Genomic DNA, 25,226 nt, shown 5'->3' on the forward strand with positions numbered 1-25,226 from the left:
CATCTGAATCAGAAAGACGTTCTCGATGTCATTTCGAAAGGGCCTGCTGATCGGCCTCGGCTTTGCCGCCGTGATTGCCGCCGCCGCCGTGACCTATGAGCGCTACGACACCAAGACGCTGAAGCGCACGATCCGGCGCGACGCCGTGCTGTGCGGCGTCAACAAGGGCCTGCCCGGCTTCTCGACGCCGGACGACAAGGGCAATTGGAGCGGCTTCGACGTCGACTTCTGTCGCGCTGTGGCGGCTGCAATCTTCAACGATCCGAACAAGGTCAAGTTCGTGCCGCTCGACGCCAACGAGCGCTTCAAGGAATTGCAGAGCCGCAAGGTCGACATCCTGTCGCGCAACTCGACCTGGAGCATGTCGCGCGAGACCGGTTACGAACTCTATTTCCCGGCGGTCGCCTATTACGACGGTCAAGGCTTCATGGCGCCGGCGTCGCGCAAGGTCGAGACCGCGCTCGAACTCGACGGCAGCAAGGTCTGCGTCCAGGAAGGCACCACCACGCTGCTCAACCTCGCCGACTTCTTCCGCACCAACAACATGAAGTATCAGGAGGTCAAGTTCGGCAAGCTCGACGAGGTGGTGAGCGCCTACAAGAACGGCCAGTGCGACACCTTCACCGCCGACGCCTCCCAGCTCTATGCGCTGCGGCAGACGCTCGGCAAACCGGGCGATCACGTCATCCTGCCGGACCTGATCTCCAAGGAGCCGCTCGCGCCGGTGGTCCGCCAGCGCGACGACGACTGGATGATGATCGTGAAATGGACGCTGTACGCGATGATCAACGCGGAAGAGCTCGGCATCACCTCGATCAACATCGACGAGGCGCTGAAGTCCAAGAAACCCGACGTGATGCGGCTGGTCGGCACCGAGGGCGCCTATGGCGAAGAACTCGGTCTGCCCAAAGACTGGGCGGCGCGGATCATCCGCCACGTCGGCAATTACGGCGAGATCTACGACCGCAATGTCGGCAAGCTCGGCATCCCGCGCGGCCTGAACCAGCTCTGGAACGCCGGCGGCATTCAATACGCGCCGCCGATCAGGTAAGCGCGTCACGCGCTCCAACTGTACTGATTCATTTTGCGGCGTCGCTTCTGTATTGACGCGCCGCCCCCACTCCGCCGTCATCGCCCGCGAAAGCGGGCGACCCAGTATTCCAGAGCGCAGGCGATCAGCAACCAAGTCTCTGGGATACGGGATTCCCGCTTTCGCGGGGATGACGACCCATGCTGTGGACACGCCAGCGGCAACTAACAAAGTCTTTGTCGTCATTCCGGGGCGCGCGGAGCGCGAACCCAGAATGACGGCCGAGGCAAGCGGCGCCGTGGCCCCCGCCCCTCAATACTTCTTCCACTCCGCCAGCATTTCGGCGTGGTAGTTGGCGTCGCCGAACAGCTCCTGGCAGACGCGGGCGCGCTTCATGAACAGGCCGACATCGAACTGGTCGGTCATGCCCATGCCGCCGTGCATCTGCACGCCCTCCTGCACCGCGAGCGTCGTCACCGTGCCGGCCTTGGCCTTGGCGACCGCGACCGCGACGCCGGCATGGTCCGGATCGGAGTCGAGCGCCTGCAGCGCCTTCAGCACTGCAGCGCGCGTGATCTCGATCTCGGTGTAGAGGTGCGCGGCGCGATGCTGCAGCGCCTGGAATTCGCCGATCAGCTTTCCGAACTGTTTGCGCTCTTTCAGATAGGTGACGGTGCGGCCGAACGCTGCCTCGGCGACGCCGAGCATTTCCGCCGCGACCGCGGCGCGGCCGAAGTTCAGCACGCCCTCGAGCAGGGCCCCGCCGTGATCGACCTCGCCGAGCACGCTGTCGGCATCGACCTCGACATTGTCGAAACCGATCCGTGCGGAATTGTGCGCGTCGACCATCATAGTGCGTTCGATCGAGACGCCCTTGGCCTTCGGATCGACCAGGAACAGCGTCAGGCCGGAGGCATCGCCGGGTTTGCCGGCGCTGCGCGCAGCGACAATCACCAGATCGGCGACATGGCCGTCGATCACCATCGCCTTGTTGCCGTTGAGTTTGAAACCATTGCCGGCGCGCGCCGCGACCAGTGCGGTCTTCAGCGGCCGGTGCTTGGCGCCTTCATCGACCGCGAGCGTCGCGATCAGAGAGCCGTCGGCGATCTTCGGCAGATAGGCTTTCTTCTGCGCGGCCGAGCCGCCGCGGTTGAGCGCCGAGGCTGCGAGCACGCTGGTCGCGAGAAACGGCGACGGCGTCAAATTACGGCCGATTTCCTCCATCACCACGCCGGCCTCGACGCAGCCGAGCCCGGAGCCGCCGAATTCTTCCGGCGCCAGCAGGCCGGCGAAACCCATCTCGGCGAAGCTCTTCCACACATCGCGGGAAAACCCGGTGGCGTCGCGCTCGTCGCGCAGTTTGCGCAGATGCGCGATCGGCGCCTTGTCGGCGATCAGCCCGCGCGCCGAGTCGCGCAGCATGTTTTGTTCTTCGGTGAGGACGAGAGCCATGGGATGGGTTTCCGAATGAGATGAAGAGCGATGAACTTTGCGTTCGTCATTCCGGGATGCGCCCCTCGGGGCGCAGACCCGGAATCCATACTCACGGCGGTGGTGATGGATTCCGGTTTCGCGAGCTACGCTCGCGCCCGGAATGACGTGGAGAGGGTGTACTTACGCCCCCGGCAGATCCAGGATGCGCTTGGCGACGATGCCGAGCATGACTTCGCTGGTGCCACCTTCGATCGAATTGGCCTTGGTACGAAGCCAGGCACGGGCGCGGGCGCCTTCGTGGCTGCGCTCGCTCTCCCACTCCAGCGCGTCGATGCCGCCGGCAGACATCAGGATTTCGTGGCGGCGCTTGTTCAACTCGGTGCCGTAATACTTCATCGCCGAGGAGAACGCCGGATGTAACTGCCCGGCTTTCGCCAGATCGACCGCGCGCTCCGCGGCGCAGGCGAGCGCCGCTTCATCGACATCGAACGACGCGATCTGGCCGCGCAGGATCGGATCGTCGAGCCGGCCCTGGTCATCGATGCCGAGCGAACCCGCCGCGACCTGGCCGAGCGGCCGGCCGCCGTCGCGCCCGCCCATGCCGGAGATCATCGCCCGCTCGTGCTGCAGCAGATATTTGGCGACGTCCCAGCCGCGGTTGACGGTGCCGACGACGTGCGACTTCGGCACCCGGACGTTGTCGAAGAAGGTCTCGCAGAACGGCGACTTGCCGGAGATCAGCAGGATCGGCTTGGTCGATACGCCGGGCGACGTCATGTCGAACAGGATGAAGCTGATGCCGTCGTGCTTCTTCGCCGTGGCGTCGGTCCGCACCAGGCAGAAGATCCAGTCCGCGTAGTTGGCGTAGGAGGTCCAGATCTTCGAGCCGTTGATGATGAAGTCGTCGCCGTCGCTGGTCGCGCGGGTCTGCAGCGAGGCGAGATCGGAGCCGGCGTTCGGCTCGGAATAGCCCTGGCACCAGCGGATTTCGCCGCGCGCAATTTTCGGCAGATACTCGGCCTTCTGCTGCTCGTTGCCGTATTTCAACAGCGCCGGCCCGAGCATCCAGATCCCGAAGGACGACAGCGGCGAGCGCGCGCCGATTGCGGCCATCTCCTCGCGCAGCACCTTCGCCTGCGCCGGATCGAGTCCGCCGCCGCCATATTGCGTCGGCCAATCCGGCACGGTCCAGCCCTTGTCGCGCATCCGCTCGAACCAGACCTTCTGGGCTTCGGAGGCGAATTTGGCATTGCGGCCGCCCCAGAAATTGTCCTCGTCGCCCTGCATCGGCTTGCGCATCTCGGCCGGGCAATTGGCCTCGAGCCAGGCGCGGGTGCCGCTGCGGAATTGATCGAGATCGGTCTCGAGATCGGTCATGGGCTTCCATCCGTCATGCGGGATTCGGGCCCGCGTTGAATTTGTTGGCCGGGACCTTAGCCGCCGGGTGACGAATTTCAATATCCGTGTTGTCGTGGGTCGATCTTGCGCGGATCTGCTAAAGCGTCTTCGATCGTCGGCGCGACGCAATCCGCGACAAAGCAGAGGAAATGAGGATGCGCCTGAAACTGCTTTCGCCCGACCAGATGAGCGACGACCAGCGGGCGACCTATGACGAGTCGATCGCCTCGAAGCGCGGCAGTCCGCCGCCGCCGATGATGGCCTGGCTCGCGAGCCCGGAGATGGCGCGGCACGCCACAAGGCTCGGCGCCTTCCTGCGCTACGACACCATGCTGACGCCGGCGCTGTCGGAACTGGCTATCCTGGTCACCGCGCGACACTGGACCGCGCATTTCGAATGGTACGCACACAAGAAGATGGCGCTCGACGGCGGGCTCGATCCTGCGATCATCGAGGACATCAAGAACCGGCGAACGCCGAGCTTTGAGGACCCGAAAGCGCGCGTGATCTACGACGTCGCCAAATCGCTGCACGAGGCGAAGGGGCTGTCGCAGCCGCTCTACGACGAGGCGACGCGGCTGCTCGGCGAACGCGGCCTGGTCGAAGTGATCGGCCTGTGCGGCTACTACACGATGGTGTCGATGACGCTGAATGCCTATGAATTTCCGCTGCCGGGCGGCGAGGTGTCGGAGTTGGTGTAGGACGCGACGAACGAACTCCTGCGGCCAGGACTCGTCAAACTCCTCACATTCGTCATTAGAGCGTTTTCGAGCGAAGTGGAAACCGGTTCGCGTGAAGAAAACGCGTCAGAACAGAAAGTCAGAGCTCCGGTTCTGATTCTGTCAGAACCGGAAAAGCTCTAGCTCCGCCCCCGCACCATCACCAGCATGGCGGCGATCAGTTGTAGCGCGATGCAGCCGAGGAACGGCGCCGTGTAGCTGCCGGAAGCGTCGCGGAGGAGGCCGACCACCCCCGGGCCGAACGCGTAGGTCACCTGATTGATCGCGGTGTTGAGGCTGACCAGCACGCCGAACGAGCCGGGAGCGAATTCGCGCTGCACGATCAGCGCCGGCAGCGTGATCAGATTGCCGACCGAGAAGCCGAACAGCGCGCAAGCGACCAGCAGCAGCGTGGCGTCGCGCGACAGGATCACGATCGCCAGCGCCGCCGCCTGGCTCGCAAACGAGATCGCCGAGACCAGCCGCTGGTCGAGGCGATCGATCACGGTCGACAGCGACACGCGGCCGACCACCGCCATCGTCGTCAGCAAGGACACCGCGACCGCGGCGCGCTCGCGGCCGACCAGCGGATCGAGATAGGCGATCAGGTGCACGATGAACCCGACCTGCGCGAACAGCACCAGCGCGAAGGCGATCGTGACGGTGAGGAAGGCGGTGTCGCGGAACGCATGCCGGCGGATCGCGCCCGACGACAACGCCTGCACCGCACCCGGCCCGGCAGCGTGAGCAGCGGCGCGCTGCGGCGGACGCCCGACGAAGATCGCCACGATCGGCATCAGCACGACGACGGACACGACCGCCGCCGCGAGCGTGGCGCCGGCGAAACCGAGATGTTCGATCGCCGCCACCAACAGCGGCACGCCGGCAATGCCCCCGAAACTCGCGCCGTTCAACGCCAGGCTGATCGCCATGCCACGGCGCTGGTCGAACCACAGGCCGAGCGTGCTGGTGACCGCGCCGAGACTGGTGCCGGCCCAGCCGATCGCGAGCAGCACGTAGACGGCATAAAGCTGCCACAGCGCATCGATCCGGCCGAGCAGCGCGGTGCCGAGCGCCATCGCGGCGATGCCGCCGAGCAGACACGCGCGCGCGCCGATCACCCGGATCGCGTCGCCCACAAAGGCGACCAGCAGCGCGCCGCCGAGATAGAAGAAAGTCGTCGCGGTGGCGATCAGCGACGACGGCCAGCCATGCAGGCGCGTGAGCTCGGCGAGATAGACGCTCTGGCCATAGAACCCGAAAGCCCAGCCGAAGGTTGCGACCGCAAAGCACACCGCAACGATGCGCCAGCCGCTATAGCGGATCGAGGTCTCGTCATCCGGCGGGATGGCTGCCATCAGCGGCGATCGGCCTTGGTCGTGCGCGACGGCATTACACTCTCCCTCGCCGGCGTTGACGGCCGGTCTCGTTCTGTCGCCGCGGTCAGGTGCCGCGATCTGGCATCACCGACGCGGCGCCGCCACCCGTTTTCTGGACCAGCCGGTGATCGCGAGCACCACGAGGCCCAGCAGCACCGGCGGGAACACCGTCATGTTGACGGTCGCCCAGCCGTAGTTCGCCAGCAACTGGCCGGACAAGAACGACCCCAGCGCCATCATCCCGAACACCACGAAATCGTTGAACGCCTGCACCTTGTTCTTCTCGTTCGGCATGTGCGTCTCCAGCACCAGCGCCGAGGCGCCGACGAACGCAAAATTCCAGCCGACCCCGATCACGAACAGCGTTGCCCAGAAGTGCGGCGCGGTGATCCCGGTCAGGCCGATCGCAGCGCCCAGCGCCTCGAGCACGAGCCCGAACGCGACCACCCGCGGCGCACCGAACCGCACGATCAGCGAGCCGGTGAAGAAGCTCGGCGCGTACATCGCGACGATGTGCCATTGCAGGCCGAAATTGGAATCGCTGAGCGGGAGTCCGCACATCTGCATCGCCAGCGGCGCCGAGGTCATCACCAGATTCATCATCGGATAGGCGATCGCGCCGCACATCGCCGCGGCGATGAAGCGCGGCTGCCGCACGATTTCGAGCAGCGGCCGGCCGCCGGCGAAGTCGGCCGGCTGCGGCTTCGGCGCATCGACGCTCCACAGCACCGCCATCGCGATCAACGCGACCGCGGCCTGCACCAGATAGCTGAAGGCGAACAAATAAGGCGGCCAGACGTCCATGGTCCACTGCACCAGCTGCGGACCGAGCACGCCGGCGAACACGCCGCCGGCCATCACCCAGGACACCGCCTTCGGGCGATACGCGACGCTCGCGCCATCGGCGGCTGCGAAGCGATAGGATTGCGACACCGCGCCGTAAAGCCCGCCGAGGAACGTGGCGACGCAGAACAGCTCGAACGAGCCGTACAGGATCGCCAGCGCGCCGAGCAGGCCGGTGAACGCGCCGCAGCCGGCGCCGATCATGAAGGAGGCGCGGCGGCCGTAGCGGCGCGCGATCGCGCCGGTCGGCAGCGTGCCGGCAGCGAGGCCGACCACATACATCGAGATCGGCACGGTCGCGAGCGACAGATCCGGCGCGAGCTGCGCGCCGATGATCGAGCCGGTGGCGAAGATCACCGCGGCATTGGCGCCGGTCAGCGCCTGCGCCGCCGCGAGTCGCACCACGTTCGACCGCGCGCGCGCATCGTCCGCTGAACCGTCGATCGCGGTCGCATCAACCATTGGCCGTTCCGCCCCTCGCCCGGTTCATATGCGGCCGGGCCGCCTGATCGGGCCGCATCATAAGCCGCACCAGCCTGCGATCAACCATCGCCGGCGAAGCCAAGCTATGCGGGGCCCTCAGCTTTCGCCGCCGCGGGAGAAGCACAGGATCAGATTGTTGGCCGGCATCTCGACGGTCTCGCGCAGAACCAGCCCGAGCCCCGTCGCGAGTTGCTCCAATTCAGAGACATCGCGCACGCCCCACTCCGCATTGGCGGACCGCAGGCTGGTGTCGAACACCGCATTGCTGTCCGCGGTGTGGCGGCCGTCGCGCTTGAACGGCCCGTAGAGAATCAACCGCCCGTCCGGCCGCAGATAGCGCGCGCTGCCGGCGAACAGTCCCTCCGCGACCGGCCACGGCGCGATGTGCACGACATTGGCGCAAAACACCGCGGCCAGCGGACCGGGCCCGCGACCGTCGGTCATCTCGGCGCACCACACGGGATCAGACAGATCGATCCGCAGCGGGGGCCGCACATTGCCGAGCCCCGCATAAGCACGCCAGGCGGCAATGCTGAGCAGATGCTGCGGATGAAGGTCGCCCGGCCACCAGACGATCTCGGGGTGCTGGCGGGCGAACGCGATCACGTGCTGGCCGGTGCCGCTACCAGCCTCCAGCACGTCCCCCGTCGTTCCGCGCAACAGCCGGCCGAGCACGTCGCGAATCGCCTGCTGATTGCGGTGAAACGCGGCGGCGTCGAGCCGGCCATCAGGCTCCAACGGCCGGCCATCCTTGCCGAACTCGACCACATATTCCGTCATCCGCACCGCGCCTTTTTGAGCTGGCTCAAGCGTGTTGTTACTCTCAAGCCACATCGCGACGCAATCCAGCGCCGTGGCGCTGCGACCGCACCTGTTCGCCGCCAAGTGCGAATTGACTTTGCCTGATCCGATCCATCTAGATGATTGTGACGGTTCCCCTTCCGGGGATCAAAAGGGAATGCGGTGCGGACCTCTTCGGAGGACCAATGCCGCAGCTGTTCCCGCAACTGTAAGCGGTTCGACTTTCGTCGGAATGCCACTGGGAAACTCGGTCCTGGGAAGGCGACGAAAGCTAACACCCGCGAGCCAGGAGACCTGCCGTCATTCGTGGTCACACGCGAAGATGCCGGTCGGGAATTGCAGGCATTGGGCTCATCGGCTGCGCAAGCATGACGGTGAAACCTCGTTCGCTGTGACGTGCCACTGACGTCCGACCGAGGCCGAATCATGCCGTCCCCTTCCGATGCCGCTCAACGGCATCCGTCCGCGCTGTCGCGCGCATTGCTGTCGTCCACCATTCTAGCGTCGAGCCTGCTCGCGACTGCTGCGCCCGCTTTGGCTCAAAACAATGCGCTGCCGACCATCAACGTCACCGCCAGCCGTCTGTATCAGGGCATCGTCGGCGCCTCGACCACGGTGATCACCGCCGACGACATCGCACATTCGCCGGCGCAAACCGTTCAGGACGTGATCGCGCAGACGTCCGGCGTGCAGAGCACGTCACTGTATGGCGGCGTCAACGGCACCGGCTCGTCGATCGATCTGCGCGGCTTCGGCGCCACCGCGACCTCGAACACGCTGTTCCTGGTCAACGGTCGCCGCCTCAACGACCTCGATTTGCAGGGCGTCGACCTGTCGAGCATTCCGCTGCAATCGATCGAGCGCATCGAGATCACGCGCGGCGGCAGCGGCGCGGTGCTGTATGGCGACAATGCGGTCGGCGGCGTCATCAACATCGTCACCAAGACCGGCGCCGGCGGCCCACCCGCGACGTTCCGCGTCGAAGGCGGCTTCGGCTCGTTCAACCAGCGGCTGGCCGCCGTGTCGGCGGCGTATAATTCCGGCCCGTGGTCGACCTCGGCGTTCGCCAACGGCGTGCGTTCCGACGGCTATCGCGCCAACAATGCGCTGGAGCAGAACAACGCGCTCGGTGAGCTGCGCTATTCCACGCCGGATCTCAGCGCGTTCCTCAACATCTCGGGCGACAACCAGCACCTCGGCCTGCCGGGTTCCCGGATCGTCGACCCTTCGATCGGCGTCAACCAACTCCAGACCGACCGCCGCGGCACCAATACGCCGTTCAACTATGCCGACAAGCAGGGCGTCAATGTCACCGCCGGCTTCACCAAATCGCTGTGGGACGGCGCCGAACTGATCGTCGACGGCGGCGTCCGCGATAAGCGCCAGCAGGCGGGATATTTCGGCGACGTGCCGCTGTCGAGCTTCAACGCCAGTTCATTCGACGCGCATCTGCAGACCTGGTCGATCACGCCGCGGCTGAGCATCAAGAATTCGATGTTCGGACTGCCGTCGAAAATCCTGACCGGCCTCGACTATTATGACGCGACCTACGATTCCGACCGCGGCCAGTATCGCAGCACGCCGCCAGTCCACGTCTATAATCTGTCGCAGAAGACGATGGCCGGTTACTGGCAGCAGACCGTCGGCCTCCTGCCGACCACGGACTTTTCGTATGGCGGCCGGCTGCAGGGCGTCAAAATCGAGGCGACCGATCGTCTCAACCCGGCGGCGCCGGGCTATTTCGGCGACGCCCAGGCGTTGCCGCTCAGCAGCACCGAGACCCAGCACGCGCTGCATGTCGGGCTCGAGCATCGCTTTAACGACGTGTTCAGTGTGTTCGCACGCGCCGCACGCGCATTCCGCACGCCGAATGTCGACGAGCGCGTGGCGTCGGGACCGTCCTACGACCCGTTCTTCAATGCGATTCCGGGCACCTTCAACCTGAAGACCCAGACCTCGGTCGACTTCGAGGGCGGCTTCCGCGTCAAGTCGGGCCCGTTCGAGATGCAGACCAGCGCCTACAATATGAACCTGACCAACGAGATCCGCTACGATCCGGTGAATTTCTACAACACCAATCTCGACCCGACCCGGCGCTATGGCGGCGAGACCAGCGCCTCGCTCCGCATCAGCGACACGCTGCTGCTGCGCGGCGGCGGCGCCTATACCCGCGCGACGTTCCGCGAAGGACCGTTCGAGGGCAACGACGTTCCGCTGGTGTCGCGCTATACGGCGAACGCCGGCGTGACCTGGAACGTCTGGCAGAAATACGTCGTGTTCGACGCGACCGCCCGCGCCTGGAGCAATCGCTTTATGGACAGCGACAACAGCAACAGGCAGACGAAGATCCCGGCCAACGCCACCGTCGACATCAAGCTGAGCGGCGAACTCGACCATTTCTTCTGGTCGCTCAGCGTGATCAACCTGTTCAACGCGCAGTATTACGACTACGCGGTGGCGAGCAGCTTCACGCCCGGCCGCTACGGCGCCTATCCGCTTCCTGGCCGGACATATCTCGTCAAGGCCGGTGTGACGTTCTGACGGACCTCACGCTTCATCACATCGTGCATGACAGGCCCCGGCAGCAAAGGCTGTTCCGGGGCCATTTTCATGCTACACCCCGCTCCTCCCCACAGGACCCAATCGACGACTGGAATAATGAAGAACGACGATCATCACCGCACCGCCGCGCACACCGGCAATGCCGCAGGCGCGCAAGAAACCGACAGCGTAAGGGCTGAGCGCGAAGCTGCGTCCAAAGCGGCGCTCGACAATATGGCGCGGCTTCGGGCGATGAGGCTTGCCCGCGAAGCCGCCGAACCGCAGCGCGCGACGCCGACCAGGGCCAAGCGCGCCAAAACTGCCGGCGGAAAGACGACGACGACCCGAAAGGTCGACGACAAGCCGCGTCCGCTGTCGGAATGGCTGGCCGAGCAGCAAAACGGCGGCCGCCGCACCTGACGCCTGCTGAGCCGGGCGCGTCGCGCCAGGCTGCTCTGTCCAAAACGCTGCCATGAACCGTCTCATCCTGGGCTAAACTGCATCTTTCCAGATCGGCAGTCGTGCCGAGGCGAGATCAATGCTGGAGCCGGAGCGCGCCACGGCGCTTTCCGGGCCTGCTCTGATGGGATGTGATGCGATGGCCGGCTGGCTCAGCATAATGAAGAAGGACCGCAGCAAGGACGAGGACCACGGCAAAACCAAGCCGCCGCCCATGCTGCTGCCGGTCGACGACCTTTACGACAGCGGCGACATCGCCGCGCCGGAACGCGATCGCGACGACGAGCAGCGCGACCTTTGATCGCAAGGCGACGCGTTCCCGCACGTCGGCGGACGAATGACTCCCTTCGCGGATCGGCGGCGCCGCACTTGAACGGCCGCCGCGTCTGCAGACCCCACCCCGGATAGACGTCGCAGCCGGCGCACCCTACTCTGCGGTGAGCCCTGACGGGCGGTTTGCTTCGAACCGGGTGTTTGCCTCACGATGGTCGACGTTCTCGCCGCACCTCCGCGCGCCAAGCCGGACGCCGCGTTGCGCACGCTCGGCGCGATTTCGGTCGCGCATTGGGTCAGCCATTTCCACATGCTGGTGCTGGCGCTGCTGTTTCCGTTCCTGAAGGAAAAGCTCGGCACAGGCTTCGTCGAACTCGGCTTCGCGCTTACCGTCTTCGCCGTGGTATCCGGCCTGACCCAGGCGCCGCTCGGCTATGTCGTCGACCGGATCGGCGCGCGCAGCATCCTGATCGCCGGGCTCTGCCTCGGCGGCTTCGCGCTGATCATGCTCGGCCTGAACCCGACCTATCCCTGGCTGCTGGCGAGCGCGGCGCTGCTCGGCCTCGCCAACAGCGTCTACCATCCCGCCGACTATGCGATCCTGTCGGCGCATATGGACGAGCGGCGGATGGGGCGCGCGTTTTCGATTCACACCTTCTCCGGCTTTCTCGGCGGCGCCATGGCGCCGGCGATCGTCGCCGTGCTGGTGACGACCGTCGGCGGCGCCGGTGCGCTGATCGCAGCCGGCGCGACCGGTCCGCTCGCCGCGGCTGTGCTGATCATCGCACGCACGCCGGACGCCGTGGCGCGACCGCCGAGCGGCGAAGACGCCGCGCCGCAGCCCGGCGTGCTGACGCCCGCGATCCTGTTGCTGATGCTGTTCTTCCTGCTGCTCGGCCTGTCGACCGCCGGCATCAGCAATTTCGGCGTCGTGGCGCTGATGAGCGGCTATGGCAGCAGCTACTCCGCCGCCAACCTCGCGCTCACGGCGTTTCTCGGCGCGAGCGCCTTCGGCGTGCTGGCCGGCGGCGTGCTCGCCGACCGCACCAAACGTCACGGCGAGGTTGCGGCCATGTGCTTCGCGATCAACTCCGGCGTGGTGCTGGTGATCGCGCTGGCGTCGATGCCGCCGCTGCTGCTGGTGATCATGATGGCGCTCGCCGGCTTCCTCGGCGGCGTGATCGCGCCATCGCGCGACATGCTGGTGCGCGACGCCGCGCCGCCCGGCGGCGCAGGGCGCGCTTTCGGAATCGTCTCCACCGGATTCAACATCGGCGGCATCGTCAGCCCGCTGTTGTTCGGCTGGATCATGGACAACAATCTGCCGCACTGGGTATTCGGCGTCTCGGCACTGTTCATGGCGCTGACGGTCGTGCTCGCGCTGATGACGGATCGCCCGCGCGTATCAAATCCCGCAGCATGAAATGATCCGCGCTCATCTGTTGCAGGTGCGTTGAAACATCGCTGCGCAATTCAATTGAATGATCGTCTCTCTCGTGACAGCGTCTGCGAGATCGCCTGAGCTACCCGGTCAGGGCTCCGGCGATTCGACCTGCCAGCCCGCACCGCAGAGTGCGGCTTTCAACGATAGAGAGGAATACCATGTCCATCCGCATCACACTGCTTGCCGCAGGCGCTGTTGCGCTCGCCGCGGCCCAACCCGCCTTCGCTCAGAAGCAATACGGCCCCGGCGTCACCGACACCGAGATCAAGATCGGTCAGACGATGCCCTATAGCGGCCCGGCTTCGGCGTATGGCGTGCAGGGCCACATCGAGGACGCCTACTTCGCGATGGTCAACGCCAAAGGCGGCGTCAACGGCCGCAAGATCAAGCTGATCAGCCTCGACGACGCCTACTCGCCGCCCAAGACAGTGGAGCAGACGCGCCGTCTGGTCGAGCAGGACGAGGTGCTGGCGATCGTCGGCACAATCGGCACGCCGACGAATTCCGCGATCCAGAAATATCTCAACGGCAAGAAAGTGCCGCACATCTTCCTCTCCACCGGGGCTGCGAAGTGGGACGATCCGAAGAACTTCCCATGGACCACGCAGCTCTATCCACCCTACCAGATGGAGGGCATGATCTTCGCGAAGTATCTGCTGAAGAACAAGCCCGACGCCAAGCTCGGCGTGTTCTCGCAGAACGATGACGCCGGCAAGGACTACGTCAAGGGCCTGAAGGACGGCCTCGGCGACAAGGCCAAGACGATGATCGTCAAGGAGGTCACCTACGAGGTCACCGATCCGACCGTCGACTCGCAGATCGTCGCGCTGAAGGCCTCGGGCGCCGATACGCTGTTCACGATGGCGACTCCGAAATTCGGCGCGCAGGCGATCCGCAAGGTCCACGAACTCGGCTGGAAGCCGCTGAACTTCGTCGTCAGCGTCTCCAGCTCGATCAAGGGCGCGTTGCAGCCCGCCGGCATCGAGGCTTCGACCGGCCTGCTGACCGCGCTGGCGGCGAAGACGCCGACCGACCCGCGCTTCGAGAACGACGCCGACGTCAAGGAGCTGAAGGATTTCCTCGCAAAGTGGTATCCGAAAGGCGACATCGCCGACGGCAGCACCGTGACCGGCTACATCTCCGCTTTCATGACGGTGAAGGTGCTGGAAGCCTGCGGAGACAATCTCACCCGCGAAAATCTGCTGAAGCAGGCGACCAACATCCCGCCGACCGCTGCGCCGCTGTTGCTGCCCGGCATCAAGATCTCGACGCGGCCGGACCGCTACGCGCCATACACCCAGATGCAGATCGCCCGCTTCGACGGAAGAAGCTGGGTGCCGGAAGGCGAGGTGTTCAACACCGACACTGCGGCGAAGTAGGGCGCGTTAGCAACCCACCGCCGCTTCGATCATCAGCACTTGCGTGATGGCCGGGCTCGTCCCGGCCATCATTGTTTGATGAGCTGGCGCTTCGCGTTCTGATTCAATCAGAACCGAAACTCTAACTTTTTGTTCTGACGCGTTTTCTTCACGCGAACCGGTACCCACTTCGCTCGAAAACGCGATAACTCGTGACCTCCTCACGCGGGCGTCATCCCGAGGTGCGAGCAAAGCGAGCCTGACGCTGAGCAGGTCGATGACAGGCCATTGGCGCGAGACGTCATTGCCCGGGCAAGACGGAGGAAACTCAAGCCGGCTTGCGCAGTCCGATCGCGGCATCCTCGACACCGAGCAGCCGTGCCCGTTCGGTGTTCGGCCACAGCAGCAGCAGGCCGAGCAGACCCGACACGACCATCACCGCACCGTTGATCACGTAGCCTGCGAGATAGCCTTCGTTCGGCGACGCGGCATTCTGCACCACGCTGCCCATCACCAGCGGCGCGACGATGCCGGCGAGCGTGTACAGCGCGCCGTAGATCGCAATCGCCGCGCCGCGCTGCGACACCGGCGCGAATTCGGCGATCATCGGCGGGCACACCACGTAGATCGACCCGCACAGCCCCGAGCCGATCACCAGCGCGGCGATCCGCGCGGTCGGGTTGTCGATGAAGGGCATCGTCAGCAGGATCAGGCCGCCGACCACCAGCGGAACCGACCCCAGCACGCCGCGCGCATGCCTGGTCGAAGCGCCGCGCCCCATCAGCGACTGCGACAGCCAACCGGCCAACAACACGACGATGGCGCCGAACACCCACGGCATGATCGAGATCAGCCCGGCCTGATGCTGGCTGAAGCCGAGCCCTTTGATAATGTAGGTGGTGAACCAGGTGAGCCCGAGCGAGAGCGCCCAATAGGCGCCGAAGGTTGCCGCGACGCAGCCGACGAAGGTCCGCGAGGTGAGCAGGCGCGCATAGGGAATCCGCGTCTCTGCCGCCGCCATCGCCGCAGTCGGAACCAGCGGGCCCTCTTTGCCGAGCGCGACCCACGCCGCCACCCACATCAGCCCGACGATACCGAGCGCGCCGAAGGCGTAGTGCCAGGAGTGATTGACGATGATCCAGTTCAGCGCCGGCACCGCCAGAATCACGCCGAACGCCGAGCCCTGCGACAGGATCGCCGTCGGCAGCGTCCGCTTGTGGTCGGGAAACCATTTGTAGATCGCGTGCGCGGCCACCGCGAAAGCCGGTCCCTCGCCGGCGCCGAGGATGATGCGGCAGATCAGCAGCGTGGTGAAGCTGACGGTGCCGACCATCGGAAACTGCGCCACCGCCCAGATCAGCGCCAGAATCAGCAGCACCCAGCGGGTCTCGACCCGGTTGACGATGAAGCCGACGATGACCGCCGTGATCGAGAACAAGAAGAAGAACGACGAGCCGAGCAACCCGAACTGCTCCGGACTGAGATTCAGCTCCTTGGTGATCGGCACGCCGGCGAGGCCGACAACGATCTTATCGGCGAAATTGACGACCATGAACAGAAACAGGAGGAAGGTGATCCTCCAGGCCCCCTTCGGCGTGGATTGCCCGTCCAACTGATGCCTCCCGGCGACCATCGTCGTTGCCTGTCTATTCTGACGCAGGCCTGTCGTGATGGTGGCGCCGATCGTGCGGGAAAGCAATCGCGCAGTCGACCGGACGCCCGGCGTCGCGGCATGTCCTGCGCTGCACTGCAAACAATCCGTCCGGCCGGTCATTGAGTCGCGCGCGCGCGGTCACCATATCGGACGGGATGTCGTTCATTGGAAGCCAAGATGATTGGTCCGACGCCGCGCAGCCCGCGCAATGTGTCCGCGGCACGCAGCAACACGATCCCGCGCGGCCTCTGCGAGTTGACGCTATGACGCGCCGCGCCGTCTGGATCATCGCCTGATGCTGACCGTTTCGGGTCTGACAAAATCCTATCGCTCGGGACAGGACAGCGTCGCCGTACTCCGCGGCGTCGACCTCGCGCTCGCCGCCGGCGAAAGCGTCGCGCTGACCGGCGAATCCGGCAGCGGCAAGAGCACGCTGCTGCATCTGATCGCCGGCCTCGATCAGCCCGACCAGGGCGAGATCAACTATGGCGACGTGACGATTTCGCGCCTCACCGACGCCGAGCGCGCCGCGTTCCGGCGCGAACGTCTCGGCCTGGTGTTCCAGCAGTTCAACCTGATCCCGAGCCTCACCGTCGCCGACAATCTCGCCTTCCAGTCGCGGCTCGCCGGCCGCCATGATGCCGCTTGGCATAGCGAACTGATCGAGCGGCTGGGCCTCGGCCGTCTGCTGAAGCGCTATCCGGAGCAACTTTCCGGCGGCCAGCAGCAGCGCGTCGCGATCGGCCGCGCGCTCGCGGTCAAGCCGACGCTGCTGCTCGCCGACGAACCGACCGGCAATCTCGACGAGGCCACCGCCGACGACGTGCTGGCGCTGGCCAACGATCTGGTCCGCCGCACCGGCTGCGGTTTCCTGATGGTGACGCACAGCGAACGCCTCGCCGCGACGCTCGACCGACGTGTCAACCTTCATGCGGGGCTGATCCATTGAGGCGCGCGCTGTGGATCCTCGCGGTTCTGCTCAGCCATTGGCGACGCCATCCGCTCCAACTCGCCACGCTGCTGATCGGCCTGATCTCGGCGACCGCGCTGTGGAGCGGCGTGCAGGCGCTGAATGCGCAGGCGCGCACGAGTTACGACCGCGCCGCGGCGACGCTCGGCGGCGCCCGCACCGCAACGCTGGTCGCGCCGGATGGCGACAGTTTCTCGCAGCAGATGTTCGTCGATCTGCGCCGCGCCGGCTGGCCGGTGTCGCCCGTCGTCGAGGGCCGCGTCCGGGTCGGCGACCGCACGCTGCGGCTGCTCGGCATCGAGCCGCTGTCGCTGCCGGTCGAGGCCAGCGCCGCGCCCGCGATCGGCACCGCCAATCTGCAGGGCTTCATCCTGCCGCCCGGCCAGACGCTGCTCTCGCCCGCAACGCTTGCCGAGCTGAAACTGTCCGAGGGCGCGACGCCCGCGATCAGCAACGGCGGCAAGCTGCCGCCGTTAAAGCCGCAAGCCGAACTCGCGCCGGGCGTGCTGGTCGTCGACATCGGCATCGCGCAACCGCTGCTCGGGCTGAACGGCCAGGTGTCGCGGCTGCTGATCGGCAACAAGGCGGCAGCTACGCGGACGCCGCTGCAGCAGATCGTCGGCGACAAGCTCAAACAGGTCGAGCCCGACACCGAGACCGACCTCGAACGCCTGACCGACAGCTTCCACCTCAACCTCACCGCGTTCGGACTGCTCTCTTTTCTCGTCGGGCTGTTCATCGTGAATTCGGCGATCGGGCTCGCCTTCGAACAGCGCCGGCCGATGCTGCGGACGCTGCGCGCCTGCGGCGCCTCGGCGCGGCTGTTGAACAGCGTGATGGTGATCGAGCTGACATTGATCGCTTTGTTGGCCGGGCTGATCGGCCTCGTCTGCGGCTATGTCATCGCCGCCACGCTGCTGCCCGACGTCGCCGCGAGTCTGCGCGGACTTTATGGCGCGCAGATTCCCGGCGAATTGTCCCTCCAGCCGCAATGGTGGCTGGCCGGGATCGCGATCAGCATCCTCGGCGCGCTGGCGGCGGCCTCCGCGAGCCTGATCAAGGCGGCGCGGATGCCGGTGCTCGCCGCAGCGCAAGCCTTCGCCTGGCAACAGGCGCAGCAGCGCTGGCTGCTGATTCAGGGCAGCGTCGCGCTCCTCGTGTTCGCCGCGGCAGGCGGCTTTCTGTGGTTCGGCGATTCGCTGGTGTCGGGCTTTGCGGTGCTCGCCGCGATCCTGCTCGGCGCCGCGCTCGGTCTACCGGCCGTGCTCGGCCTGGTGCTGGCGCTCGGCGAACGCGGCGCCAAACATCCGCTGATGAAATGGTTCTGGGCCGACAACCGGCTGCAGCTCTCCGGCTTGTCGCTGGCGCTGATGGCGCTGCTGCTGGCGCTCGGCGTCAATGTCGGCGTCGGCACCATGGTCGAGAGCTTCAGCCGCACCTTCGAGCGCTGGCTCGACGGAAGGCTCGCCGCCGAAGTCTATCTCAACGCGGCAAACGATACCCAGGCGACCGAGATCAAGGCCTGGCTGAAGCAGCGGCCGGAAGTGACCGCGCTGCTGCCCGGCACGCGCGCCGAGGTGAAACTCGACGGCTGGCCTGCCGAGGTCATCGGCTTCGCCGACGATCCCACCTATCGGGACAACTGGCCGTTACTCGAGCAGGCCAAGGATGTCTGGGACGCCGTCGCGCGCGGACAGGCTGCGCTGATCAGCGAGCAATTGTCGCGGCGGATGAAGCTCGCGCTCGGCGATCGCATCGTCGTGCCGACCAGCAACGGGCCGTGGCCGCTCATGGTCGCGGCGATCTACGCCGATTACGGCAATCCGCGCGGCCAGATCGGCGTCGCCTACGACGCAATGATCGCGCGCTTCCCCGACGTCGCGCAGACCCGGCTCGGATTGCGCGTCGATCCGGCGCGCGCGCCGGCGCTGGTCGAGGACCTCCGCGCGCGCTTCAAGCTCGACAATCGCAGCCTCGCCGATCAGGCGACGCTGAAGACCGAGTCCAAGCGGATCTTCAACCGCACCTTCGCGGTGACCGCCGCACTCAACGCCTTCACCCTGGGCATCGCCGGCATCGCGCTGCTGACCAGCCTGCTCACGCTCGGCAATTCGCGACTGCCGCAGGTCGCACCCTTGTGGGCGATCGGCATCACCCGGCGAAAGCTCGCTTTCATCGAGCTGATGAAGACTCTGTCGATGGCCGCGCTCACCGCGGCGCTGGCGCTGCCGCTCGGGCTGATGGTGGCGTGGTGTCTGATCGCGGTGGTCAACGTCAAGGCGTTCGGCTGGCGGCTGCCTTTCGAAGTGTTTCCGTGGGAGCTGTTGAAGCTGCTCGGCGTCGCGCTGCTGGCGTCGCTGATCGCGGCAGCGTTGCCGATCCTGAAACTGGTGCGGATGCAGCCGGCGCGGCTGGTGAAGGTGTTCGCCGATGAGCGCTAGAGGCCTGATCTCACGCCGCGCCTTCGCGGGCGGCTTGCTCGCGCTCGGGGCCAGTGGGCAACGCGTGCTGGCACAAGGATTCGCAGGGCTCGGCAGCGACGCGGGCGAATTCGCGCCGGTCGTGCCCGGGCGGCGGCTTTCGTTTCCCGAGGACCACGGCCCGCATCCGGATTTCCGCATCGAATGGTGGTACCTCACCGCAAATCTGAAAGACGCCGACGGCAAGCCCTACGGCGTGCAGTGGACGCTGTTCCGTCAGGCGATGACGCCGGGCCCGCAGCGCGAGGGCTGGGCCAGTCAGCAGATCTGGATGGCGCATGCGGCGCTCTCCAGCGCCGAGACCCATCGCTTCGCCGAGAAGTTTTCGCGCGGCGGGATTGGGCAGGCCGGCGTTACGGCTGCGCCGTTCCGCGCCCTGATCGACGACTGGGCGATGCAGGGCGGCGACGCGATGAAGGCTGCGACGTTGTCGCCGCTCGACGTTACCGCATCAGGCTCGGACTTCGGCTATCGGCTGCAATTGACCGCCGAGCGGCCGCTGGTGCTGCAAGGCGACGCTGGCTATTCGCGCAAATCCGACCGCGGCCAGGCTTCGTATTACTACAGCCAGCCTTATTTTGCCGCGCGCGGGACGGTGACGCTCGACGGCCGGGCGGTCGAGGTCAGCGGCACAGCCTGGATGGACCGCGAATGGTCGAGCCAGCCGCTCGCTTCCGACCAGACCGGCTGGGACTGGTTCTCGCTGCATCTCGCCTCCGGCGAGAAGGTGATGCTGTTCCGGCTGCGCCAGAGCGGCGGCCAAGCCTATTTCGCCGGCAACTGGATCGGGCTCGACGGCAAATCCGAGCCGCTCGCGCCGGATGCGATCGCGCTCGAACCGATCGGCTTCACCGAGACCGCTGGCCGCAGACTGCCGACGCGCTGGCGCATCGGCCTGCCCGGCCACGGCCTGTCGATCGAGACCACACCGCTGAACCCCAACAGCTGGATGGGGACCAGCTTTCCATATTGGGAGGGACCGATCTCATTCAGCGGCAGCCAGGCCGGCATCGGATATCTTGAGATGACCGGCTATTGAGTTCAAGCTGCGACGACAACCGGCGTCCTTGCCGGAAAGAACAAAACATAGGATTGGGAGCTCCGGGATGTTTCACTACACCACGATCGCGACCCTGCTGGCGTTGATGTTCTACTTCTACACCACTGTGCAGGTCGCTCGCGCGCGTGCGCTCTATGGCGTCAAGGCGCCGGCGATTTCCGGCCATCCGGATTTCGAGCGCGCCTTCCGGGTGCAGGCCAACACGCTGGAATGGCTGCCGATCTTCCTGCCGTCGCTGTGGCTGTTCGCCTACTATCTCAGCGACGTCTTCGCCGCAGCGCTGGGCGCGGTGTGGATCATCGGCCGCGTGATGTACATGATCGGCTATGCCAATGCGGCCTCGAAGCGCGGCGCGGGCTTCGCGGTGCAGATGGTCGCCGCCGCGGCGTTGTGGGGCGGCTCGGTCTACGGCGTCGTGCATCAGATGCTGGGTGCTTGACCCGAGCGCAGCCGGCTCCCTCTCCCGCTTGCGAGACCTCTGCGAAACTCGTTGATTTGGCGAGTTTGCCGCTGGAGGGGTGATGGCGTGATGCGATTTGGCTGCGATCGGCGGTTTCGGCCGCCGTGGCCGCTGATTGTCAGCGGATGGCGGCTGCGGTTCGCAGGTTGTAGGCGATCGAGATCAGATCGAGGTGGAATGCGTTGGCGGTGATGCCTGCGTAGCGCATGCGGGTGAAGCCGTAGCGGCCTTTCAGTTGGGCGAAGGTGCGTTCGATCGCCTGCCGAACACGGCCGATCAGCTTGTTGCGCACTGCCTGCCATCGCGGCAGCGCCTTCTGGTGTTTGTTGCGACGATGCTGGATGCGATCCTTGATGCCGCGGGCTTTGAGGGCTTGGCGGCGCGCCCGCTTCTCGTAGGCCTTGTCGGCATAGACCGCCTTCTCGTCGCCGAGGACGAGATCGTCGGCGACTTCGCTCTCATACGTCTTCGCCCCGGTCAGTTTGCGGGCCCGGATCAGCCCCGATCCCTGATCGATCGCGATGTGCGCCTTGTAGCCGAAGAACAGCCTTCGTCCGGCGCCGTGCCGTGTCCAGTTGGCCTGCGGGTCGTGTGACGAACGGCTCTCGACCTCGCGCGGTGTCGATCCCGACGGGGGCGTTCGCCCTGAACTCTGAACCAGGGTGGCGTCGATCAAGGTCCCTGTCTTCAAGACATATCCAGCCGCTTCGAGCTGCCGGAGGACCTCCTGAAACAGGGCGTCTCCCAGGCCGGCCTGCTGCAAGGCATTGCGAAACCGGCAAAGCGTCGTCTCGTCGGGTGTCTGCGCATCCAGCGCGAACCCGCAAAAGCGTCGAAACGAAACCCGGTCGAGCAGGGCCTCTTCGAGGCCGGGGTCGGACAGTCCGTACCACTGCTGCAGCAGCAAGGCTTTGAACATCGCCAGCGGCGCGTAGGGCGGGCGACCGGTCTCGCCCGGCCGCACCTTGCGGATCAGGACGGCAAGACGGTCCCAATCGATCAGGCCGGAAATGCGCTCCAGCCGCTCGTTGCGCCCAAAGCCCGCCGGCAGCAAAGCCTCAATGAAACTGTCCTGCGCCATCCCGTTCACCTCCGCCTACGCGCAAGTGAACCACATCTGGATAGAACAGTCAGGTTTTGCAGAGGCCTCGCTTGCGGGAGAGGAGGGGTGAGGGCCGCCAGGCAGTGAGTCAGCGATCCGCCGAGAGGAGTGCCCTCACCCGGATCGCTGCGCGATCCGACCTCTCCCGCAAGCGGGAGAGGTCGCGCAGCGCTCGGCGCGATCTGATCAAGACAAAGCCGACGCCCCTGTCGGAGCGCCGGCCTCGCTTTCAACCAATCCTGCGATCGCTTACTTGGTCAGCGGACAGCCGCTCTCCGCCGCAGTCGGGAACGCCTTGTCGCCCTCGACCGTCGAAATCAGCTTGTAGTAGTCCCACGGCTTCTTCGACTCCGCAGGCGCCTTGACCTCGAACAGATACAGATCGTGGACGAAGCGGCCATTGGCGAGCACCTTGCCCTTGGCGAAGGCGTCGTCGACCGGCAGCTCCTTGAGCTTCTTCGTCACCGCCTCGGTGTCCTTGGTGCCCGCCGCCTTCACCGCCTTGAGGTAGGACAGCGTCGCCGAATAGGTACCGGCCTGGATCATGTTCGGCATCCGGTTGGTGCGCTTGAAGAACCGATCGGCGAACTCGCGGGACTTGTCGTCACGATCCCAGTAATACGCTTCGGTCAGCACCAGGCCCTGCGCCGCCTTGAGGCCGAGGCCGTGGACTTCCGCGAGCGTCATCAGCAGGCCGGCGAGCTTCTGGCCGCCAGCGACGACGCCGAATTCCGCCGCCTGCTTGATCGAATTGGCGGTGTCGAGGCCGGCATTTGCGAGGCCGACGACCTTCGCCTTGGAGCTTTGTGCCTGCAGCAGGAACGAGGAGAAGTCCGAGGAATTCAGCGGATGGCGGACCGCGCCGAGCACCTTGCCGCCGCTGGCCTGAACGATTTCGCCGGTGTCTTTCTCGAGCGCGTAGCCGAACGCGTAGTCCGCGGTGAGGAAGAACCAGGTGTCGCCACCCGACTTCACCAGCGCGCCGCCGGTGCCGACCGCGAGCGCGTGGGTGTCGAACGCCCAGTGGAAGCCATAGGGCTGGCAGGCGTCGCCGGTGATCCGCGAAGTCGCGGCGCCGACCACGATGTCGATCTTCTTCTTTTCTCGCGAGAGGTCCTGGATCGCCAGCGCCACCGACGACGTCGTCAGTTCGGTGATCATGTCGACGCCCTCGACGTCGTACCATTTGCGCGCAATCGAGATCGCGGTGTCGGGCTTGTTCTGATGGTCGGCGGAAACCAGTTCGACCTTCTGACCGAGCACTTCGCCGCCGAAATCCTCAATCGCCATCTTGGCCGCTTCGAGCGACCACTTGCCACCGTAGTCGGCATAGACGCCGGACTGATCGTTGAGGATGCCGATCTTGACGCCTTGCGCCGACGCCGGAGTAACGGCAAGCAGGGCGCTGGACGCCAGCGCGGCGGAGAGAAGTTTGAAGTTCATCGAGTGTGCCTCCCAGTTTTTGGTTGGCCGGCACACTATTCAAGAAGCCATCGGCTGCCCAGCGGATTTTTGCTGCGGATGCGTGACGGCGGCAGCATCGTGCCGCCGCCGCGCATCATTGCCTAGTTCAGCGTGTCGAACTTGTAGGCGGCCTGCAGGAAGGTTCCATAGCGCTCGGTGCGTTCCGGCAAGGTCTGGCACGGACACTCCGAGCCGAAGATGTTGGTGTAGGCATTGGTGGTCGCCCACATCGCCCAATAGCGCGCGCCGGCACCGACGCTGAAGGCATTGTTGAACTGGTACGACAGGATCGCTTCGAGCTGCACGCCCTGCCCGGTTCCCTGTTCCGGCGATACAGTATCGGTGACATCGGTACGCATCACGTGATTATCGACACCGAAGGTCTTCACATAAGGCAGATAGGCGGCGTCGGCGGAGAGCTTCAACCCGCGGCCGAGTCCGATTTCGCCGTTGAAGCCGACCCGGAGCGAATGCCAGGTATTGTTTTGCGTCATCGCGAGAACGGTGTTGGGAACCGGATCGGCACAGACCTGCCCCGTCGGGCCGGCCGTCTGGACGCAGCCATAGGCCGATTTATTCTCGCGATAATAATTGTAACCGACGAAGCCGCCGAATTTGTAATCCGGTCCGCGCAGCAGATTGTAGCCGAGGTCGAGCGTCGCATAGGCGATGCTGCCCTTGACCGGATCGTGGAGCGTGTTGGAATACGGGATGCCTCTATTGGCAATCCAGTCCTCGTCGTTCATGCGTCCGCTCAGCAGCGTTCCGCCGCCGGCGAAGCCCTTGAGGAACATGTCGTAGGGACCATCGACGCGGCCGAACGCCTCGCCCGACGCCGCCGTGCTCTGATAGGTCAGCCGCGAAATCAGATGATTCTGGCTCCCCTGATTGACGGTATTGCCGAGGTCTTTCTGGAAACGGCCGGAGCTGTACCAGACCCGGCCGCCGACCTCGACTGCGCCGCGCTCGACGATCTCGTTCGCGGCCTGGCTTCCGCGCAGATGATAGTCGTCGAAGCGCGCGTCGACATCGCCGCCGAATTTGAGGTTGAGCCCGACTTTCACCGCGTGCAAATCCTGGCTCACTTTGCTGGTGCCCTGCGGCGTCGGGAAGTAGCCGACCCATGGAACCAGCCGATAGCTCGCAGGCGTCGCCATATCGCTGCTGCCGAAATTGGCGTAGTTATATTCGAACTTGACCGACCAGGCCGGCGCCAGCGCCTGCTCGATGCCGGCGCCCGCGGTCCAGCCCCAGCGGCCGTCGCTATTGTCGGTCGAGGAGCGGAGCGGATTTCCGACGGTGATGTCTAGTCGTTCGCTGAGGAAGGCTGCGCCGCCTTTGGCGTAGAGCAGCGTGCGGCCTCCGGGGCCGGTGACGAGGCCGGCGCGGCCGGTCAAGGTCGCCAGCGCATCCTGGCGGACGCGGCAGTTCGCCGAGATGACGAGGCCGGACGAGACCATGCAGCTATTGGTGCCGTTGCCGTTCAGCGCGCTGAGGTCGGCCTCGACGCCGATCAGCCAGTTCGCATTCGGCTGGTAGTTGTAGCCGAACTGAATGCCGGCCATCGCCGCCGGGCTACGGACGTTGCCGCCATAGATGCCGGGGCCGGCGGGATCGCTGAAGCTCGACGCGCCGAAGCTGCCGCCGAGATGGGCGCCCCAATACAGGCCGGTCCAGTTCCACAACACCGGCGCTGCCGGGGGCAGCGGAGGCAGAAGCGGCAGATCGGCGGCGGCGGCGGTTCCAGCGGCCAGAGTGATGGCGGCCGCAGCAAAAATGATTTGACGCATCGGGCTCACACAATTGGTCGGCACCAAGATGCCGACCAATCTGCGCGCCATGGATTAAAAATCCGGTAACCCTGTTTGTTAGTT

20 protein-coding genes and 1 riboswitch are annotated in these 25,226 nt (G+C 65.6%); of the genes, 11 read left to right on the plus strand and 9 right to left on the minus strand.

Going from position 1 to position 25,226, the window contains the following annotated elements; genetic code table 11:
- Window positions 1–25 precede the first annotated feature (25 nt).
- Window positions 26–1,051, plus strand: a complete 1,026-nt coding sequence (locus tag BMY71_RS01705) for an amino acid ABC transporter substrate-binding protein (RefSeq protein ID WP_092681285.1) — start codon at window positions 26–28, stop codon at window positions 1,049–1,051.
- Between the two features lie 291 nt (window positions 1,052–1,342).
- Here the strand turns inward: BMY71_RS01705 and BMY71_RS01710 are convergent, their stop codons facing one another.
- Both BMY71_RS01710 and BMY71_RS01715 read right to left on the minus strand, forming a co-directional pair.
- Window positions 1,343–2,482 carry an acyl-CoA dehydrogenase family protein gene (locus BMY71_RS01710; protein ID WP_092681287.1) on the minus strand — a complete coding sequence of 380 codons (1,140 nt, stop codon included), beginning with the start codon at window positions 2,480–2,482 and terminating at the stop codon, window positions 1,343–1,345.
- Window positions 2,483–2,644: 162 nt separating this feature from the next.
- Complete coding sequence (locus BMY71_RS01715) at window positions 2,645–3,841, minus strand: acyl-CoA dehydrogenase family protein (protein ID WP_092681289.1); 1,197 nt, start codon at window positions 3,839–3,841, stop codon at window positions 2,645–2,647.
- Window positions 3,842–4,017: 176 nt separating this feature from the next.
- Here BMY71_RS01715 and BMY71_RS01720 point away from each other — a divergent pair, with 176 nt between their 5' ends.
- Window positions 4,018–4,563 (plus strand): carboxymuconolactone decarboxylase family protein, encoded by a 546-nt coding sequence (locus BMY71_RS01720; RefSeq protein ID WP_092681703.1) that lies wholly within the window; start codon window positions 4,018–4,020, stop codon window positions 4,561–4,563.
- Window positions 4,564–4,721: 158 nt separating this feature from the next.
- Here the strand turns inward: BMY71_RS01720 and BMY71_RS01725 are convergent, their stop codons facing one another.
- The 3 genes from BMY71_RS01725 to BMY71_RS01735 form a co-directional block, all read right to left on the minus strand.
- Window positions 4,722–5,939 (minus strand): MFS transporter, encoded by a 1,218-nt coding sequence (locus tag BMY71_RS01725; RefSeq protein ID WP_092681291.1) that lies wholly within the window; start codon window positions 5,937–5,939, stop codon window positions 4,722–4,724.
- Window positions 5,940–6,044: 105 nt separating this feature from the next.
- A complete protein-coding gene (locus BMY71_RS01730) occupies window positions 6,045–7,265 on the minus strand; it encodes an MFS transporter (RefSeq protein WP_092681293.1) in 1,221 nt (406 codons plus the stop codon).
- A gap of 117 nt (window positions 7,266–7,382) precedes the next feature.
- Window positions 7,383–8,066 (minus strand): DUF938 domain-containing protein, encoded by a 684-nt coding sequence (locus BMY71_RS01735; RefSeq protein WP_092681295.1) that lies wholly within the window; start codon window positions 8,064–8,066, stop codon window positions 7,383–7,385.
- Between the two features lie 133 nt (window positions 8,067–8,199).
- Window positions 8,200–8,403, plus strand: a riboswitch (cobalamin riboswitch).
- Window positions 8,404–8,513: 110 nt separating this feature from the next.
- Here BMY71_RS01735 and BMY71_RS01740 point away from each other — a divergent pair.
- The 5 genes from BMY71_RS01740 (at window position 8,514) to BMY71_RS01760 (ending at window position 14,183) form a co-directional block, all read left to right on the plus strand.
- Complete coding sequence (locus tag BMY71_RS01740; protein ID WP_092681297.1) at window positions 8,514–10,628, plus strand: TonB-dependent receptor; 2,115 nt, start codon at window positions 8,514–8,516, stop codon at window positions 10,626–10,628.
- Window positions 10,629–10,745: 117 nt separating this feature from the next.
- Window positions 10,746–11,048: a hypothetical protein gene (locus tag BMY71_RS01745; protein ID WP_041805514.1), complete on the plus strand. Its 303-nt coding sequence runs from the start codon at window positions 10,746–10,748 to the stop codon at window positions 11,046–11,048.
- Between the two features lie 118 nt (window positions 11,049–11,166).
- Window positions 11,167–11,388 (plus strand): hypothetical protein, encoded by a 222-nt coding sequence (locus BMY71_RS01750; protein WP_092681299.1) that lies wholly within the window; start codon window positions 11,167–11,169, stop codon window positions 11,386–11,388.
- Between the two features lie 183 nt (window positions 11,389–11,571).
- Window positions 11,572–12,783, plus strand: a complete 1,212-nt coding sequence (locus BMY71_RS01755) for an MFS transporter (protein ID WP_092681301.1) — start codon at window positions 11,572–11,574, stop codon at window positions 12,781–12,783.
- A 179-nt stretch (window positions 12,784–12,962) separates the two neighbouring features.
- Window positions 12,963–14,183, plus strand: coding sequence for an ABC transporter substrate-binding protein (locus BMY71_RS01760; RefSeq protein WP_011504770.1), 1,221 nt, complete (start codon window positions 12,963–12,965; stop codon window positions 14,181–14,183).
- Between the two features lie 307 nt (window positions 14,184–14,490).
- On the opposite strand, the gene BMY71_RS01765 is transcribed toward BMY71_RS01760, so the two are convergent.
- Window positions 14,491–15,795 (minus strand): MFS transporter, encoded by a 1,305-nt coding sequence (locus tag BMY71_RS01765; RefSeq protein WP_092681303.1) that lies wholly within the window; start codon window positions 15,793–15,795, stop codon window positions 14,491–14,493.
- A 316-nt stretch (window positions 15,796–16,111) separates the two neighbouring features.
- On the opposite strand from BMY71_RS01765, the gene BMY71_RS01770 reads away from it, so the two are divergent.
- The 4 genes from BMY71_RS01770 to BMY71_RS01785 all read left to right on the plus strand — a co-directional run bounded on the left by BMY71_RS01770 (window position 16,112) and on the right by BMY71_RS01785 (window position 20,765).
- Entirely contained in the window at window positions 16,112–16,765 is a 654-nt protein-coding gene (locus tag BMY71_RS01770; RefSeq protein ID WP_041805516.1) for an ABC transporter ATP-binding protein, read from the plus strand.
- A complete protein-coding gene (locus BMY71_RS01775; protein ID WP_092681305.1) occupies window positions 16,762–19,227 on the plus strand; it encodes an FtsX-like permease family protein in 2,466 nt (821 codons plus the stop codon). Before BMY71_RS01770 ends, BMY71_RS01775 begins: the two co-directional genes overlap by 4 nt.
- Window positions 19,217–20,305 (plus strand): lipocalin-like domain-containing protein, encoded by a 1,089-nt coding sequence (locus tag BMY71_RS01780; protein WP_092681307.1) that lies wholly within the window; start codon window positions 19,217–19,219, stop codon window positions 20,303–20,305. The genes BMY71_RS01775 and BMY71_RS01780 overlap by 11 nt, the downstream gene beginning before the upstream one ends.
- 67 nt (window positions 20,306–20,372) lie before the next feature.
- Window positions 20,373–20,765, plus strand: a complete 393-nt coding sequence (locus BMY71_RS01785; protein ID WP_011504775.1) for an MAPEG family protein — start codon at window positions 20,373–20,375, stop codon at window positions 20,763–20,765.
- 139 nt (window positions 20,766–20,904) lie between these two features.
- On the opposite strand, the gene BMY71_RS01790 is transcribed toward BMY71_RS01785, so the two are convergent.
- From BMY71_RS01790 to BMY71_RS01800, 3 genes are all read right to left on the minus strand, one after another.
- Window positions 20,905–21,867 (minus strand): IS5 family transposase, encoded by a 963-nt coding sequence (locus BMY71_RS01790; protein WP_092681309.1) that lies wholly within the window; start codon window positions 21,865–21,867, stop codon window positions 20,905–20,907.
- A 270-nt stretch (window positions 21,868–22,137) separates the two neighbouring features.
- Window positions 22,138–23,331 carry an ABC transporter substrate-binding protein gene (locus BMY71_RS01795; RefSeq protein WP_092681311.1) on the minus strand — a complete coding sequence of 398 codons (1,194 nt, stop codon included), beginning with the start codon at window positions 23,329–23,331 and terminating at the stop codon, window positions 22,138–22,140.
- Between the two features lie 122 nt (window positions 23,332–23,453).
- The gene (locus BMY71_RS01800) at window positions 23,454–25,142 is read right to left on the minus strand and encodes an outer membrane beta-barrel protein (RefSeq protein ID WP_092681705.1); all 1,689 of its coding nucleotides are present in this window, start codon (window positions 25,140–25,142) and stop codon (window positions 23,454–23,456) included.
- Window positions 25,143–25,226 lie beyond the last annotated feature (84 nt).

The organism is Rhodopseudomonas pseudopalustris, assembly GCF_900110435.1.
Lineage (GTDB): Bacteria > Pseudomonadota > Alphaproteobacteria > Rhizobiales > Xanthobacteraceae > Rhodopseudomonas > Rhodopseudomonas pseudopalustris.